Raw genomic sequence first — 14,100 nt, 5'->3', positions numbered from 1 at the left:
GGGAATAGAGCTGAACGCTTGCGAAAAGACTGAAAATCAATCATGAATCCATGTAAGAGCGACTATTCGATAGAACATTCGTTTACGATAAAGCGGAGGATATTGATGTAGCATTTTGGCCTTTTTTGACAGGAAGGATCAACTCGTGTTCTCGCTGGATGTCACGAATCTTGTTAAACCGAAACATCGACTGTTTTGAACGGCTTCAAATCCTTATGTCCGGGGAACTAAGGAAAAATAAAAATGAAATGCATGCCAAAAGGCAAACGCCAGCTTCTATTTGCGATAGGCAGCCTGTTATCGGTTATGATGAACTCGGATATCCATGCTGCTGGCATAATAGACGTATTCAAGGATAGCGGTATAAGGGTCGGTGGCTGGATCAATGCCGGAGCAACTTATAACCCGGGCAATCCGGGTAACGGCTACAACGGTCCCGTTACTTTTGCGGACCGCGCCAACCGGTTTCAATTAAATCAATTTAATGTGTTTATACAGCGCACGGTGGTAACGGAAGGCAATGCGTTTGATTTGGGAGGCCGTTTCGATTTCATGTTTGGCACCGACTCTATTTATACCCAGGCTTTCGGTGTGCCTCCATTTGATGTGAATTCCGGTCAGCCGCTTGATAGGGGAAATTGGGACCTCGATTTGTGCTGTTCTTCGACCCGCAGCTACGGTATTGCGCTCCCCCAGGCTTATGTTGAAGCCTATCTTCCGGTTGGCAATGGCCTCAATGTCAAGGTTGGCCATTTTTATTCTCCGACCGGCTATGAGACAGTGCCGGCTCCCGACAACTTTTTTTACACTCATGCCTATACATTTAACAATGGCGAGCCGTTTACCCATACAGGCGTCGTGGGTAACTATACAGTCAATGGAAATTGGTCCGTCATGGGTGGCGCAATCACCGGTAGCGCTACCGGTGGATGGGACGGGGGTTTTGATAGGCAGTTAGGGAACTGGGGCGGCCTGGGTGGCATTACATGGACCAGCGATGATAAGAGAACGTCGGCCAATGTCACGGGTACGTACAGCGAAACTTCCACGCGCAGCAATGAACCCTGGGGTATGTACAACATTGTGCTGCAACACAGAGTCACCCCTAGAACGCATCTGGTTCTACACCACGTTCACGGGTATGCTGGGGGAGTCTTGTTGAATGGCGAGCACAGGAATGCCGAATGGTATGGTATCAACACGCATATGTACTATGATCTACTGGATGATCTGTCCATCGGGATTCGAGGGGAATGGTTCCGGGATAGAGATGGCTTTCGCGTCTTCTCGCCATTTCGGGTACTTGCCGCTACCGATAACACGGGACGTAGTTTTGCCGGCGCCTTTGCGCCCACCAGTGCGCCCGCGGATTATTATGCGGTCACAATTGGCATGAACTGGAAAGCGGCCAAAAGGCTGAAGCTGGACTGGAAGTCCATGCAGAAGCTGAACATTCGCCCCAATATTCGTTACGACAGAGCAGATGGCATCAATCAATCGTACAGGCCGTTCGATAACCAAAAAGACCAAATTGTTTTTTCTCTCGATGCGACTATCCCTTTCTGATGCCGCATAGATTGCAGCAGGTAGCGTATAAGACGCAACCCGAATGTTAAACCTTTAAATCTGGACACCGAGGTGAGTAGCGCCAGCTTATCTTTGAGAACCGAGGGGTGCGAGGACCACAACCCCCTGTCATATATTTAACGGCTTCCCTCACGCCTCGGTTCTTTAATAGCGCCATTATGCACGGCGAGATTGGCCTGAGCCTGCTCCAAGGCCATTAGCCGATGGGCGGCAGCCTCTTTTATGTTTTCCTCTGCGGTTTCTTCATATTTACGCACTAACGCGGCTGTGTGCGATTTGAGGTCTTGAGCTTGCCTACCATACAGATAGCCTTTTTCCTCGTAATGCTCAAGCAATTTCTTTTGTTCCTCGGCCTTTGTTTGCATTTCCCTGGCCGCATTTTCAAAATAGCTGGTTAGAGCATTGTGGTCGCTATATGTTCTGGCGTTCTGAGCAGCTTGGCGGATATTTTCATTCTGCACGATCTCTTGAGAACTCATCTGGGCACAAGCAGTCGTGAAGCCGAGGAGCAAAGTGGACAAAAATGCCCTTGTTTTCATTATGTCACCCCTCTTTTAGACCCGACCCTCTTTGATCCAACCATCGAGCGCAGAATGGGAAAGATTCCTACCTCTGCGATTATTATCAGGGGCTAATGACACTTTGTCAAGTTATTTGTGTTATAAGTTTGTTTGGATTGAATTCAGCTATTAGTGGCCTATAATAATTTTCAAGTGCATGGGTGGTGAAAGCGTTAGACGACTGACATTATGGGTGAGCGGCAGAAACAATTGCTTAAGCTGCTGGGTCAAACCAAGCCTGGTTTGAGTGTGGATGAGCTTTCGAAAGGGCTGGGGATTACTCGAAACGCGGTGCGGCAGCATCTTGCATCCCTGGAGGCGGCGGGGCTGGTAGAGGCTGGATCTACACGTCCGTCCGGAGGTGGGCGTCCGCAGCAACTTTATGTTCTTACCGAACTCGGCAAGGAAATGTCGCCTCGCCAATATTCCTGGCTTGCGCAGTTGGTGGTAGCGTCGGTTCGGCGTGAAGACAGCGGCGATATGGGCAAACGTATGAACGAGATTGGTGCAAGCATTGCCCGGCAGATAAGCAATCAATATCCCGGTCTGAGGACCCACAAAGAGAAGGTCGAGAAACTTGTCGAAGTCATGGACCAGCTCGGTTATAACGCAAGAGATGCTACGCTTCCAGGGGGCGAGGCGGTCATTGAAGCGGAGAACTGCGTATTTCACGCCATGGCAAAAAAAGATCTGGCGATCTGCCATCTGGACAGGGGTTTGATGGAAACCTTTACTGGCGGCAAGGTTGATCATTACGAATGCATGGCCCGGGGCAGCAGCTTATGCCGCTTCAAGCTTACGTCCAACGAGTAATCATTCCAGGGATTAACTCCCTTCCGCTTTTCCTTCCACTGTCAGGAGTGCGGGCGCCCTGTTTGCTGGATTTTGTAAATGGATGCCTATCGCAATACGTGCGACATGGTGATTATCTGCCAATCCTCTGAACCCCTCGGTTTGAATCTGTGAGTTCGTTGATGGGTTTCGTCCCATTCCACTTTCTTCACATCGTAGCGATAAATGGAAGTTGAAAATCTTCACAAATCTGAAAAACTTAACATATTATTCACAATAAAATCACATTTTATTTATATATGGCGTGTTACGTTGCCGAGAGAATAACAATTTCGGATGTAGTGTTTTTACCCAGGGGAATCACTATATGTCGTGCACGCCAAAACGCAGAAGCCGGACCGTGTTCGTTTCTGCCGTCAGCCTGTTCGCAGCGGTTGCCGGATCAACGGATGTGCATGCGAATGCGGCAGTGGAGTGGTTTAAAGATAGTGGGATACGGGTAGGCGGCTGGATCAATGGCGGAGCGACTTTCAACCCGGGCCAGGCGAGCGGGTTCAACGGCCCCGTGACTTTTGCCGATCGGTCAAATCGATTTCAACTGAATCAGTTCAATATATTTATACAACGACCCGTAGTGGCCGAGGGCAGTGCGTGGGATTTTGGCGGGCGTTTCGATTTCATGTTCGGTACGGATGCCATTTTTACCCAGGCATACGGCGTTCCTGCGTTCGATGTAAATACTGGTCAACCCCTGGACAGAAGTAACTGGGATCTCGATTTATGCTGTGCTTCGACCCGATACTATGGTATTGCGCTTCCCCAGGCGTATGCGGAAGCTTACGTACCGGTCGGTAACGGCCTGAATGTCAAGCTCGGCCATTTTTATACACCCATCGGTTATGAATCGGTTCCGGCTCCTGACAATTTCTTTTACACCCATGCCTACACGATGCAATATGGCGAACCTTTCACCCATACCGGGGCATTGGGTAACTACAAAATCAACGACAACTGGTCGATTATCGGCGGGGTCACTACCGGGAGCGCCACTGGCGGGTGGGATGGAGCATTTGATAAACAGTTGGGTAATTGGGGCGGTATAGGCGGTATCACCTGGACCAGCGACGACATGGCGAGTTCGGCCAATATCAGCGGCACCTATAGCGAGACCTCCACACGAAGCAGCGAACCCTGGGGAATGTACAGCGTCGTGCTGAAGCACAAGATCACCACCAAGACACATTTTGTTTTCCAGCACGATCATGGTTACGCCGGTGGGGTATTATTGAACGGCGTGAACAAGAATGCAGAATGGTATGGCATTAACACGCACCTGTACTATGATCTTACGCCTGAACTATCAGTTGGCGTCCGCGGCGAATGGTTCCGTGATCGAGACGGTTTTCGCGTATTTTCACCCGGCCGTGTAGCGGCGGCTACAGACAACCGCGGATTGAGCTACGCGCTGGGCCGTGGCCAGTTCGGCAATAGCACCAGCGTACCCGCAGATTATTACGCGGTCACTGTGGGAATGAACTGGAAAGCTGCCAAGACGCTGAAACTGGAGTGGAAGCCGATCCAGCAGTTTAATGTTCGCCCGAACGTACGATATGACAATGTGGATGCGCTCCATGGCGCGACCTACCGGCCGTTCGGAGGGAAAAAAGACCAGGTTGTATTATCGCTTGATTTTATGGTTCCTTTTTAATCACATCTTTCGACTGTTTTTTGTGTGTAAAATACACACAGCTTTCGGAATCAATAATGGCTAATCTCGGGGAGTACGCCGGTATGGGGCAGGTGGATGTTGCCCTTGGTAGCTGGGCAAAGATCAACCGGATTTACTTGACTTGAATGCGATCTACAATCGCAGAACCATTTTCACATGCGGAATCCCTGCGTCCAGGAACTTTTCTCCCTCTATCCGAAAACCGAATTTGGCATAAAACCCGGCAGCATATATCTGCGCATTCAAGGCAACCTGTTGAAATTGCCGATCTCCAGCTTCTTGCAGCAGCCACTGCAGGAGCGCGCCGCCCACGCCTTTGCCTCTCCATTCCTTTAGCACTGCCATGCGTCCGATGGTTCCGACCGGTAAAAACCGGGCCGTGCCAATAGGATTTCCCGCCGAATCCGCAGCAAGGGCATGAATACAGCTCGCGTCAAATTCGTCCCATTCCAGTTCGACAGGAACGCCCTGCTCACGGATAAAAACTTTTTCCCGTATTGAGCGCAGTGCGTGGTTATCACATTGCCAGCTTGCGTTGCGGACGTTATAGCCGTTCATGCCTTTGAGGGTTCAAATGCCCGATTAACCATGAGTCCCGAAGGTTGTAGGTTTATGCAAATTGCAAGTACCTCGAAACCGGGGCATTAAAAAGGGCTACTCGAAGGGATGCCGCAATACAATCGTTTCTTCCCGGTCCGGCCCGGTTGATATCATATCTATCGGCGCCTCGCACACCTCTTCCATGCGCTTCAGGTATTTTCGTGCTGCTGCGGGGAGTTGCCTGAAATTCCTGATTCCTACCGTGCTGTCGGTCCATCCGGGCATTTCTTCATACACCGGCTCGCAGCAGGCGAGTTCCTCTGCGCCCACGGGCAGGATCTCCCTGAAATTTTCGCTTTCACCATTTCCGATCAATTTGTAACCAACCCCCACACGCAGCGTTTCGACACCGTCCAATACGTCAAGTTTGGTGACGCACAGCCCTGAAACGCCGTTGATCTGAATGGAGCGCTTTAACGCGGCGGCGTCAAACCAGCCGCAGCGGCGCGGGCGACCGGTGGTTGCCCCAAACTCGTTGCCCCGCTTTGCAAGATGCCTGCCGACGTCGTCAACCAGTTCAGTAGGAAAGGGCCCGGCTCCAACCCGCGTTGTATAAGCCTTGGTGATGCCCAAAACATAGTGCAGCATTTGCGGACCAATCCCGCTTCCCGTTGTCGCCGCACCCGCAATGCAGTTGCTCGACGTAACAAAGGGGTAAGTGCCATGGTCAATATCAAGCAATGTGCCCTGTGCCCCCTCAAATAACAGGTTGCTGCCGGACCGGTTGGCTTCGAACAAAAGCCGCGGCACATCCGCCATCATGGGTCTGATACGCTCCGCCAGGGATAGCGTATCGTCCACGGTTTGCTGAAAATCCACCACTGGCGCATTGAAATAATTTTTCAGTACGAAATTATGATAATCCAGCATTTCGCCCAGCTTGGCGGCAAAGCGGTCACGGTGAAACAAATCCTGCAACCGGACCGCGCGTCGCGCCACCTTGTCCTCATACGCCGGCCCAATGCCTCGTCCTGTCGTGCCAATTTTGCCCAACCCCCTGGCTGTTTCCCGGGCGGCGTCGAGCGCGGCGTGGCAGGGCAGGATGAGAGGGCAGGCTTCACTGATGCGAAGCCGCCCCTGCACGTCGATTCCTGCTTTCTCCAGCATGTCGACCTCATCCAGCAACGCCTGGGGTGACACGACTACGCCATTGCCTATATAGCACGCAACGTTCTCGCGCAAGATTCCGGAAGGAATCAGGTGAAGTACGGTTTGCTTGCCACCGATGACCAGCGTATGTCCCGCATTATGACCGCCCTGGAAGCGAACCACGCCTTGTGCGTGATCCGTAAGCCAATCCACTATCTTGCCCTTGCCTTCGTCGCCCCACTGGGTCCCAATGACGACCACGTTTTTTGTCATGTCTGCCAATCTCTTTTTGCATGCTGCATCTGATATTCGAGTTAAACCTTTACTACTGACCAAACGCCGCCTTCCAGTATCAATTTCCTGTCACAGTTGAAAATACCCTGGTCATCCTCGTGCCCCGGCAATTCAACCACTACTGTCTGACCTTCATCACGAAGCTGTTCGATTCTTTTTTCAAGCGTTTCGTCACCCTTCACATAAGGCGCCGAAATTCCTTTTGGATAGGGCTGGGGTTGCACCAATCCCGACAGCTCCCGTAAATCCATGCTAAAGCCGGTAGCCGGTCGCGCTCTTCCAAATGCCTTGCCCACCTCGTCATAGCGTCCACCCAGTGCAATTGCATTTGGGCTGTTGCACGTATATGCCGCGAACACCATGCCGCTGTGATAGTGATAGCCGCGTAGATCAGCCAGGTCAAACGCGAGAGTATCCACCAGCGGACTCAACTCCGTTCCCACCATTTCCAATTCATCCAGCGCTGTGACTATCTCCGGATAATCCGGAAGGGATTTGCGCGCCGATGTCAGTATTTGTTTGTCGCCATACAGTTCTGGTAACAGCAATAGCGCCTGCCGCGCTCGCGTATCCACATCCAGGCGGGTGCAAAGCTTTTCCAACGCGGACTTATCCTTGGCCTGCAGCACACCAAATAATTCTGTTTCAAGCTCGGCTGGAATCCCCGCGCCTCTGACCAGGCCCCGAAATACGGCAACGTGGCCGAGATCAAGGTGAATTTTACCTATACCGGCAATCGCCAGGCATTGCAGCATAAGCCGCTGAACTTCCAGATCGCTTTCCAGGCCGTTGTGGCCGTAAAGCTCGGCTCCCACCTGGAGAGGCTCCCGGGTCCGGGTCAAGCCCGACGGCACCGTATGCAGCACAGTACCTGCATAACAAAGGCGGGTAATACCCTTGCGGTTCAACAAGTGGGCATCGATACGCGCAACCTGTGGCGTCATATCGGCACGTAGTCCCATCATTCGTCCGCTCAGCTGATCCACTACTTTGAACATGCGCAAATTGGTATCGCCGCCACTGCCCTTGAGTAACGATTCCACATATTCCAGTAAAGGGGGGCCCACCAATTCGTAGCCGTGTACGAATAGCCAATCCATCACACGCCGGCGCATCATCTCAATGCGAAATGCCTCGGCAGGCAGGATATCCTCAATATATTCGGGAAGAACCCACGCACGCATGTTTACGTTCCAGTGCTCTGAAGAGAAGCGCGAACGCGCAGATCTATTTCACAAGGTAAAGTAGCAGAAGTCCCGCCAGCATGGAGGTAAGACCGATAAAGCGTATCTGGTTGTCACCCGCTTCGGTCAGCTTCCTGAAGGTTTCGCGCCAAACGCCGGGTATCAGGAACGGAAGAAGCCCTTCCAATACCAGCATCAGGGCAAACGCCATTAATAAAGTATCCCACATGCCGTCATGCCTCAGTAGACTCTATCATCTACAGTTCTGCACGAGCTCATTACCGACGGGGAACAGGAAGGAAATAGAGCAGGGCAAAAGGACGCGGCTCATATGTTTTAGATGGTCTGTTATGACTCCGTGGCGACCGGCGATTCAGAATTCGCAAGGTCCTGTTCTCCGGCGGCTGATAAAAAATGGACTATTATTTCGCGCTTCGGCCCGAGTTCTTCAGATACTTGAAGAATTCAGAATTAGGCTCAAGGACCATCATATCGCCCTTGTTTTTGAAGCTCTGCTTATAGGCTTCAAGACTGCGATAGAAAGCATAGAATTCCGGGTTGGGCTGAAAAGCGTTGGCGTAAATTGCGGAGGCCTTGGCATCTCCCTCACCTTTCACCTCCTGGGCTCTCCGATAAGCTTCCGCCAGGATGACCTCGCGTTGGCGATCGGCATCGGCCCGGATCTTTTCGGACTCCGCCGCGCCGGTAGAGCGCAATTCATTGGCCACCCGTTTCCGCTCCGCTTCCATCCGGCGGTAGACCGATTCACTCACTTCCTGCGGCAAATCCACGCGCTTCAGTCGGACGTCCACAACTTCCACGCCAATCTTGCGCGCATCGGCATCAGCTTTCTGGCGCATGATTTCCATTATCATGTCGCGCTCGCCGGAAACCACGTCGTGCACCGTCCGATTACCGAATTCGTCACGCAGGCTGGAATTCACGGTTTGAGACAACCGCGTCTGCGCGAGCATTTCGTCGCCGCGTACACTGACATAATATTGCTTGACGTCAATAATTCGCCATTTCACGAACAGATCCACCAGTACGTTCTTTTTTTCCGAAGTGATGAAACGCTCCGGCTCGGCTGTATCCATGGTCAGGATACGCGAGTCAAAATAGCGCACGTTCTGCGCCAGGGGAATCTTGAAATACAGGCCGGGCTCCGTTTTTACATCTACTACCTCACCCAGTTGGAACAAGATTGCCTGCTGACGCTGATCCACGATATACAGTGAAGAAGTTGCCAGAAGAAACAGGGCGACAAGCGCACCCAAGAGCAACGCGGTATAGTTTTTCACTTATCTTGTCTCCCGTTCACGGCCGCGAAATGCCTCTCGAGTTCGAGCGGCGCTGTCAGGCACAGCCTCTTGCGCAGCGGCAGCCGGCGCCTCCGATGGCGATGCAGCAGGAGACGAAGGTCCACTTGTTTGTATCAATTTATCCAGGGGCAGATAGAGCAGGTTGTTGCCGTTTTTCTGATCCACGATAACCTTGCTGGTGCTTGAAAGCACCTGCTCCATCGTGTCCAGATAAAGCCGGTCACGGGTGACGGCGGGCGCCTTGTTGTATTCGACGAGAACCTGTTTAAAGCGGCTCGCTTCACCCTCGGAACTTGCAATCACCCGTTGTTTGTATCCGTCGGCCTCTTCCAGCAGACGCGCGGCGTTACCCTTGGCCTTCGGAATCACATCGTTGGCGTAGGCCTGGCCCTCATTTTTCTGCCGTTCCCTATCCTGGCCGGCTTTGACCGCGTCGTCGAAGGCCGCCTGCACCTGCTCCGGTGGTTGTGCATTCTGCATGGTTACTTTGCTGATCGCGATCCCTATCTTGTAACGATCGAGAATCTGTTGCATCAGGTCGGTCGCTTTCGCCGCCACTTGTTCGCGCCCCTCGTAGAGCACGAAATCCATTTTGCTTTTACCGATAATTTCCCGTATGGCGGTTTCCGCCGCCTGTAGCACCGCGTTTTCCGGTTCGCGGTTGTTGAACAGGAATTCCTCGGGGTTCTTCAGGATGTACTGCACGGCAAACTGAATGTCGATGATATTCTCGTCATCGGTCAACATCAGCGATTCCTTCAATACCTTGCTTCTCACATTGTTCCGATAACCGATCTCCACCGTCCGTACCTGGCTCACGTTAACGGCTTCCACTACCTCGATCGGATATGGCAGATGCCAGCGCAAGCCGGCCTGGGTGCTTTCGACATATTTTCCGAAGCGCAGCACCAGGCCTCGCTGGCCTTCGTTCACGATGTAGAATCCACTGGCTACCCAAAGCACCACGAGCAGCCCGATAAGCAACCCTATACCCCCGCTATATCGCTTGGGTTGACCGCCGCCAGGCCCCTCGCCGCCGCTCGATCCGTTGCCGCCGCCCTTGCGCTTTAAAAGGTTATTGAGCTTCTTGTTGAAATTGCGCCACAGTTGATCCAGATCAGGTGGACCGGAATTGCCTTTTTTTCTTCCCCACTGAGGATCATTTAATCCCATGATGATTCCTATTTTCTGCTTAATGTCGATAAAACCATTAAACGGTATGGTGAAAATCCTGAATTTCAGCCTGCCGGAGAAAAAATAGACCGCGTTATCTACCTGATATAGTAAATAACTGAACGGGCTATTCATTCATTACGGTTCGGGCTTCGCGCTGATCCTCACACCCTTGCAAAGCCCGGTCTTCAATTGCTTCCGCCAGCGCCAACTTGATAAACTCCAGCCCTTCGCCGGTTTTTGCGCTCAATCGAATCTGTTCGATTCTACCATACTCGTCACGCCGATAACCCGTGCCCCCGGGGGATAAATTGATCAGGTCTACCTTGTTGAGCACCAGTATTTGCCGAACGGAGTCAGCACCGATCTCCTTAAGGACCCTGTTTACTTCATCGATCTGCTCGGAACGGGCAGGACTGCTCGCGTCCACCACATGGAGCAGTAAATCGGCCTGTACCGTTTCCTCCAGCGTTGCGCGGAATGCGGCGACTAGCGTATGTGGCAGATCCCGGATGAATCCCACTGTGTCGGAAAGCACGAGCGGACCGAAATCGGGGATAAACAGCTTGCGGCTCGTGGCGTCCAGGGTGGCGAATAATTGATCGGCAACATAGGCCTGCGCACGGGTCAGACTGTTAAAAAGGGTCGATTTGCCCGCATTCGTATAGCCGACAATGGAAACGGACATCACCTGAGCCCGTTTTCTGGAGCGGCGCTGCAGTGTACGTTGACGCTCGAATTTCGTAAGCTTTTCCTTAAGTAGCTTAACGCGTTTCCCAAGCAGGCGCCGGTCTGTTTCCAGCTGCGTTTCGCCGGGACCACGCAAACCGATGCCGCCTTTTTGGCGCTCCAGATGACTCCACCCGCGTACCAGACGTGTGGCGAGATGCTCAAGTTGAGCAAGTTCGACCTGCAGCTTTCCTTCATGGCTTTTGGCGCGCTGTGCAAAAATATCCAGAATCAGGCTGGTGCGGTCTATTACACGATGTCCGACGCGCTGCTCCAGGTTACGTTGCTGGGCAGGAGAAAGGTCATGGTTGAAAATAACCAGGGATGCGCCGGTTTGTTCCAATGCCGAGGTAATTTCATCGACTTTGCCGCTGCCCGCGAAGGTCGCGGGATCCGGCCTGGAGCGTTTGCCTTCGACAACCGCCGAAATCGCAAGCTGATCGCTTGCCGCCAGCCGTCGCAATTCCTCCAGATTTTCAGCTGAATCGCTGCGCCCCAGATCGAGGCTGACGAGTACAGCGGAATCAACACCGCCGTTAGCGTTAATTGTATTCCCGGAGGGTCGGTCAGGCATCAGGTATAGCGGGCGCCTCAAAGGGTATGTTGACGGCCCTCGCGGGGACAACGGTAGAAATCGCGTGCTTGTATACCATCTGCGTGACGGTATTTTTCAGCAATACCACATACTGATCAAATGAATCGATATGTCCTTGCAGCTTGATTCCGTTTACCAGATAAATCGACACTGGAATATGTTCCTTCCGCAATGTATTTAGAAACGGGTCTTGTAACAATTGCCCTTTAGCGCTCATTGATGACTCCGTATTTTAATTATTCAAGAAGTAACTCTACTTGATTTTCAAGAGTAAATCCATATTTCTGAATGGGAAGCGAGCGGAGTTCAAAATCCCTGCAAATGACCGGAGCAAGGCACGATAATCGCTTGTCCCCAATCCCTGAGAAAATTGGATCGGCAGAGGATAAGACAAGTACTGGAATTGCCTCCCCAGACTGTTATGCCCGAATTCAGGCGCTGCTGAAATGACACGGCTTGAATAGCCCAGGCTTCGGAGCAGCCTGGGCAAATTTAAACATTCCTGTGAGTTAACTCGACGAAGAACAGGACCGCTTTTATCCGATCAGTCAAACGGATGGGGTCTGGGCGTATCCTTCGTTGAGGGCGGCAAAATAGGTAGGGTGAGTTCAGGCTGTTTTCCCGTCAGCGTCTTCAGGAACGCTACGATTTTGGCATTTTCGTCCTTGGTGAAATTCCGCCCTAACTGTATCCGGCCCATGGTGTTCACCGCGTCCGCTAAAGTTGCAGCAGAGCCATCGTGGAAATAGGGGTATGTCAGCTCCACATTTCGCAGGGTGGGTACCTTGAAAAACATGCGGTCTTCCTCCTTGCCGGTTACCGCAAACCGCCCTTCGGCCTTGCTCTGAGTCTCGAAAGGCTCCAGTACGCCCATCTTCTGGAATGAAGCACCGCCAACCGCGGCGCCGTTGTGACAGCCGGTGCAGCCAGTCTCCTTGAATAGCTTATACCCCTCGAGCTCGGTTTGGTTTATCGCTGTCTTGTCACCCTTGAGCCATTTATCAAAACGCGAACCCGGCGTAACCAGTGTTTCTTCAAAAGCGGCAATCGCGTCGGTTACCATTCCGATATCGATTTTATCGGAGCCAAATACCTCCTTGAAGCGAGCCCGGTACTGCGGAATGGACTGAAGAACGCCTACCGCCAATTCATGGCTGAACGCCATCTCCCCTGGGTTCGCGATAGGTCCGCCCGCCTGATCTTTCAGATCCTTGGCGCGGCCATCCCAGAACTGGGCCAGATTCATGCTGGAATTCAATACCGTTGGCGAATTGATAGGGCCCTGGTGCCACTTGTGGCCAATGGACGATGGCAGGTTATCCGACCCACCCATGCTGAGATTGTGGCAGGAGTTACAGGAGATGAATCCCGATTTAGATAAACGTGGATCAAAAAAAAGCATCTTGCCCAGTTCCACCATGTTTTCATTCTTTGGCTTCGCCGCCTCAATCGGCTGGATGGGCTCGGCGGCAATGGCAGGTGAGGCGGCAATGGTGCCAACAGATAGCAGCGATATGATCAACGCCCGCATTATCATCGGTAATCTCCTAAAAAACGCGGCTGTAGTGGCGCAGCCGATTACGCCTAAAATTTGAAGCGATGGGCAAGCTTGACTGCTGACTGAGGACGAGAACAAAAACATGAGTTCATATATTGCGACATAACGGACCTATTGTCGGAAAAGCCGCGGGCTTGCGCGGCGGAAGGACAAGCAGCCAATCCCGGTGGGGAAGGATCTTCGGAGGTGATATTGAGTCCTCATAACCGGGTAAATTCATTTCCGTATTTAAAGTTCCCATTCGCCCATCTATTCATCGTGTTTGGCGGGAGCCACTGCAATCTGTCCCCTGGCGCCATGGCTGGGGCGACCATAGCCATTGCTGCCAAAAGGAGGGATGGGACGATTGAGCAAGCGCGCCAATTCTGTCAGAGCTTGCCGATAAACCTGGCGTTTGAACTCGACCACCGACTCCAGTTCCACCCAGTACTGGTTCCACCGCCAGGCGTCGAATTCAGGACGAACACTTGCGCGCAGGGATACGTCACAATCACGTCCAACCAGACGCAGCAGATACCATATCTGTTTTTGCCCTTTGTAATTTCCTCGCCAGTCGCGCCTTATCCATTGATCCGGCACCTCATAACGCAGCCAGTGACGCGTCCGGCCGATAATCTCGACATGCCAGGGATGTAAACCGACTTCTTCCGTTAATTCCCGGTACATCGCCTGTTCCGGGCTCTCGCCCGGCTTGATGCCGCCTTGTGGAAATTGCCAGGAATCCTGCTTGATGCGTTTGCCCCAGAATACTTCGTTTTTCGAATTGAGTAGAACGATACCGACGTTTGAGCGATATCCATTACGGTCGATCATGTGATTCACCCGTTTGATCCATCACAATAGGATTAGATTTTTCCACATTTTATCCCAGATTGAAAGCTGTCAGAG

General features: G+C 52.3%; 14 protein-coding genes. 3 read left to right on the top strand and 11 right to left on the bottom strand.

Going from position 1 to position 14,100, the window contains the following annotated elements; all coding sequences use genetic code 11:
• Positions 1-243 precede the first annotated feature (243 nt).
• Positions 244-1,566, top strand: a complete 1,323-nt coding sequence (locus BMX66_RS07715; RefSeq protein WP_090880470.1) for a porin — start codon at positions 244-246, stop codon at positions 1,564-1,566.
• A 137-nt stretch (positions 1,567-1,703) separates the two neighbouring features.
• Here the strand turns inward: BMX66_RS07715 and BMX66_RS07710 are convergent, their stop codons facing one another.
• Positions 1,704-2,126: a hypothetical protein gene (locus tag BMX66_RS07710; protein WP_090880468.1), complete on the bottom strand. Its 423-nt coding sequence runs from the start codon at positions 2,124-2,126 to the stop codon at positions 1,704-1,706.
• 210 nt (positions 2,127-2,336) lie between these two features.
• Here BMX66_RS07710 and BMX66_RS07705 point away from each other — a divergent pair, with 210 nt between their 5' ends.
• Both BMX66_RS07705 and BMX66_RS07700 read left to right on the top strand, forming a co-directional pair.
• Entirely contained in the window at positions 2,337-2,960 is a 624-nt protein-coding gene (locus tag BMX66_RS07705; RefSeq protein WP_090880465.1) for a helix-turn-helix transcriptional regulator, read from the top strand.
• Between the two features lie 346 nt (positions 2,961-3,306).
• On the top strand, positions 3,307-4,647 hold the full coding sequence (locus BMX66_RS07700; RefSeq protein ID WP_090880461.1) for a porin: 1,341 nt from the start codon (positions 3,307-3,309) through the stop codon (positions 4,645-4,647).
• Positions 4,648-4,800: 153 nt separating this feature from the next.
• Here the strand turns inward: BMX66_RS07700 and BMX66_RS07695 are convergent, their stop codons facing one another.
• From BMX66_RS07695 to BMX66_RS07650, 10 genes are all read right to left on the bottom strand, one after another.
• On the bottom strand, positions 4,801-5,226 hold the full coding sequence (locus tag BMX66_RS07695) for a GNAT family N-acetyltransferase (RefSeq protein ID WP_090880458.1): 426 nt from the start codon (positions 5,224-5,226) through the stop codon (positions 4,801-4,803).
• A gap of 96 nt (positions 5,227-5,322) precedes the next feature.
• Positions 5,323-6,630: an adenylosuccinate synthase gene (locus BMX66_RS07690; protein WP_090880455.1), complete on the bottom strand. Its 1,308-nt coding sequence runs from the start codon at positions 6,628-6,630 to the stop codon at positions 5,323-5,325.
• 41 nt (positions 6,631-6,671) lie between these two features.
• Complete coding sequence (locus BMX66_RS07685; RefSeq protein WP_090880452.1) at positions 6,672-7,835, bottom strand: ATP phosphoribosyltransferase regulatory subunit; 1,164 nt, start codon at positions 7,833-7,835, stop codon at positions 6,672-6,674.
• Between the two features lie 43 nt (positions 7,836-7,878).
• Complete coding sequence (locus BMX66_RS07680) at positions 7,879-8,064, bottom strand: DUF2065 domain-containing protein (protein WP_090880449.1); 186 nt, start codon at positions 8,062-8,064, stop codon at positions 7,879-7,881.
• A gap of 193 nt (positions 8,065-8,257) precedes the next feature.
• Positions 8,258-9,136: a protease modulator HflC gene (gene hflC, locus BMX66_RS07675; protein WP_090880446.1), complete on the bottom strand. Its 879-nt coding sequence runs from the start codon at positions 9,134-9,136 to the stop codon at positions 8,258-8,260.
• Complete coding sequence (gene hflK / locus BMX66_RS07670; RefSeq protein ID WP_090881071.1) at positions 9,137-10,330, bottom strand: FtsH protease activity modulator HflK; 1,194 nt, start codon at positions 10,328-10,330, stop codon at positions 9,137-9,139.
• 127 nt (positions 10,331-10,457) lie between these two features.
• Positions 10,458-11,633: a GTPase HflX gene (hflX, locus tag BMX66_RS07665; RefSeq protein WP_090880442.1), complete on the bottom strand. Its 1,176-nt coding sequence runs from the start codon at positions 11,631-11,633 to the stop codon at positions 10,458-10,460.
• Complete coding sequence (gene hfq, locus BMX66_RS07660) at positions 11,626-11,871, bottom strand: RNA chaperone Hfq (protein ID WP_025040529.1); 246 nt, start codon at positions 11,869-11,871, stop codon at positions 11,626-11,628. Before hfq ends, hflX begins: the two co-directional genes overlap by 8 nt.
• Positions 11,872-12,198: 327 nt before the next feature.
• On the bottom strand, positions 12,199-13,191 hold the full coding sequence (locus tag BMX66_RS07655) for a cytochrome-c peroxidase (protein ID WP_090880439.1): 993 nt from the start codon (positions 13,189-13,191) through the stop codon (positions 12,199-12,201).
• 270 nt (positions 13,192-13,461) lie between these two features.
• Positions 13,462-14,025 (bottom strand): RNA pyrophosphohydrolase, encoded by a 564-nt coding sequence (locus BMX66_RS07650; protein WP_090881068.1) that lies wholly within the window; start codon positions 14,023-14,025, stop codon positions 13,462-13,464.
• Positions 14,026-14,100 lie beyond the last annotated feature (75 nt).

Origin of the sequence: Nitrosovibrio sp. Nv6, assembly GCF_900110495.1 — a bacterium.
In the GTDB taxonomy this organism is placed as follows: Bacteria; Pseudomonadota; Gammaproteobacteria; order Burkholderiales; family Nitrosomonadaceae; genus Nitrosospira.
This window is presented reverse-complemented; position numbering and strand designations above follow the sequence as displayed.

What these genes read in the sequence shown, in the direction of transcription:
- BMX66_RS07655 (WP_090880439.1), bottom strand. Translation starts at nt 13,191, where the DNA reads ATGATAATGCGGGCGTTGATCATATCGCTGCTATCTGTTGGCACCATT.
- hfq (WP_025040529.1), bottom strand. Translation starts at nt 11,871, where the DNA reads ATGAGCGCTAAAGGGCAATTGTTACAAGACCCGTTTCTAAATACATTG.
- BMX66_RS07650 (WP_090881068.1), bottom strand. Translation starts at nt 14,025, where the DNA reads ATGATCGACCGTAATGGATATCGCTCAAACGTCGGTATCGTTCTACTC.
- hflX (WP_090880442.1), bottom strand. Translation starts at nt 11,633, where the DNA reads ATGCCTGACCGACCCTCCGGGAATACAATTAACGCTAACGGCGGTGTT.
- BMX66_RS07705 (WP_090880465.1), top strand. Translation starts at nt 2,337, where the DNA reads ATGGGTGAGCGGCAGAAACAATTGCTTAAGCTGCTGGGTCAAACCAAG.
- BMX66_RS07710 (WP_090880468.1), bottom strand. Translation starts at nt 2,126, where the DNA reads ATGAAAACAAGGGCATTTTTGTCCACTTTGCTCCTCGGCTTCACGACT.
- BMX66_RS07700 (WP_090880461.1), top strand. Translation starts at nt 3,307, where the DNA reads ATGTCGTGCACGCCAAAACGCAGAAGCCGGACCGTGTTCGTTTCTGCC.
- BMX66_RS07715 (WP_090880470.1), top strand. Translation starts at nt 244, where the DNA reads ATGAAATGCATGCCAAAAGGCAAACGCCAGCTTCTATTTGCGATAGGC.
- BMX66_RS07695 (WP_090880458.1), bottom strand. Translation starts at nt 5,226, where the DNA reads ATGAACGGCTATAACGTCCGCAACGCAAGCTGGCAATGTGATAACCAC.
- BMX66_RS07680 (WP_090880449.1), bottom strand. Translation starts at nt 8,064, where the DNA reads ATGTGGGATACTTTATTAATGGCGTTTGCCCTGATGCTGGTATTGGAA.
- BMX66_RS07690 (WP_090880455.1), bottom strand. Translation starts at nt 6,630, where the DNA reads ATGACAAAAAACGTGGTCGTCATTGGGACCCAGTGGGGCGACGAAGGC.
- hflK (WP_090881071.1), bottom strand. Translation starts at nt 10,330, where the DNA reads ATGGGATTAAATGATCCTCAGTGGGGAAGAAAAAAAGGCAATTCCGGT.
- BMX66_RS07685 (WP_090880452.1), bottom strand. Translation starts at nt 7,835, where the DNA reads ATGCGTGCGTGGGTTCTTCCCGAATATATTGAGGATATCCTGCCTGCC.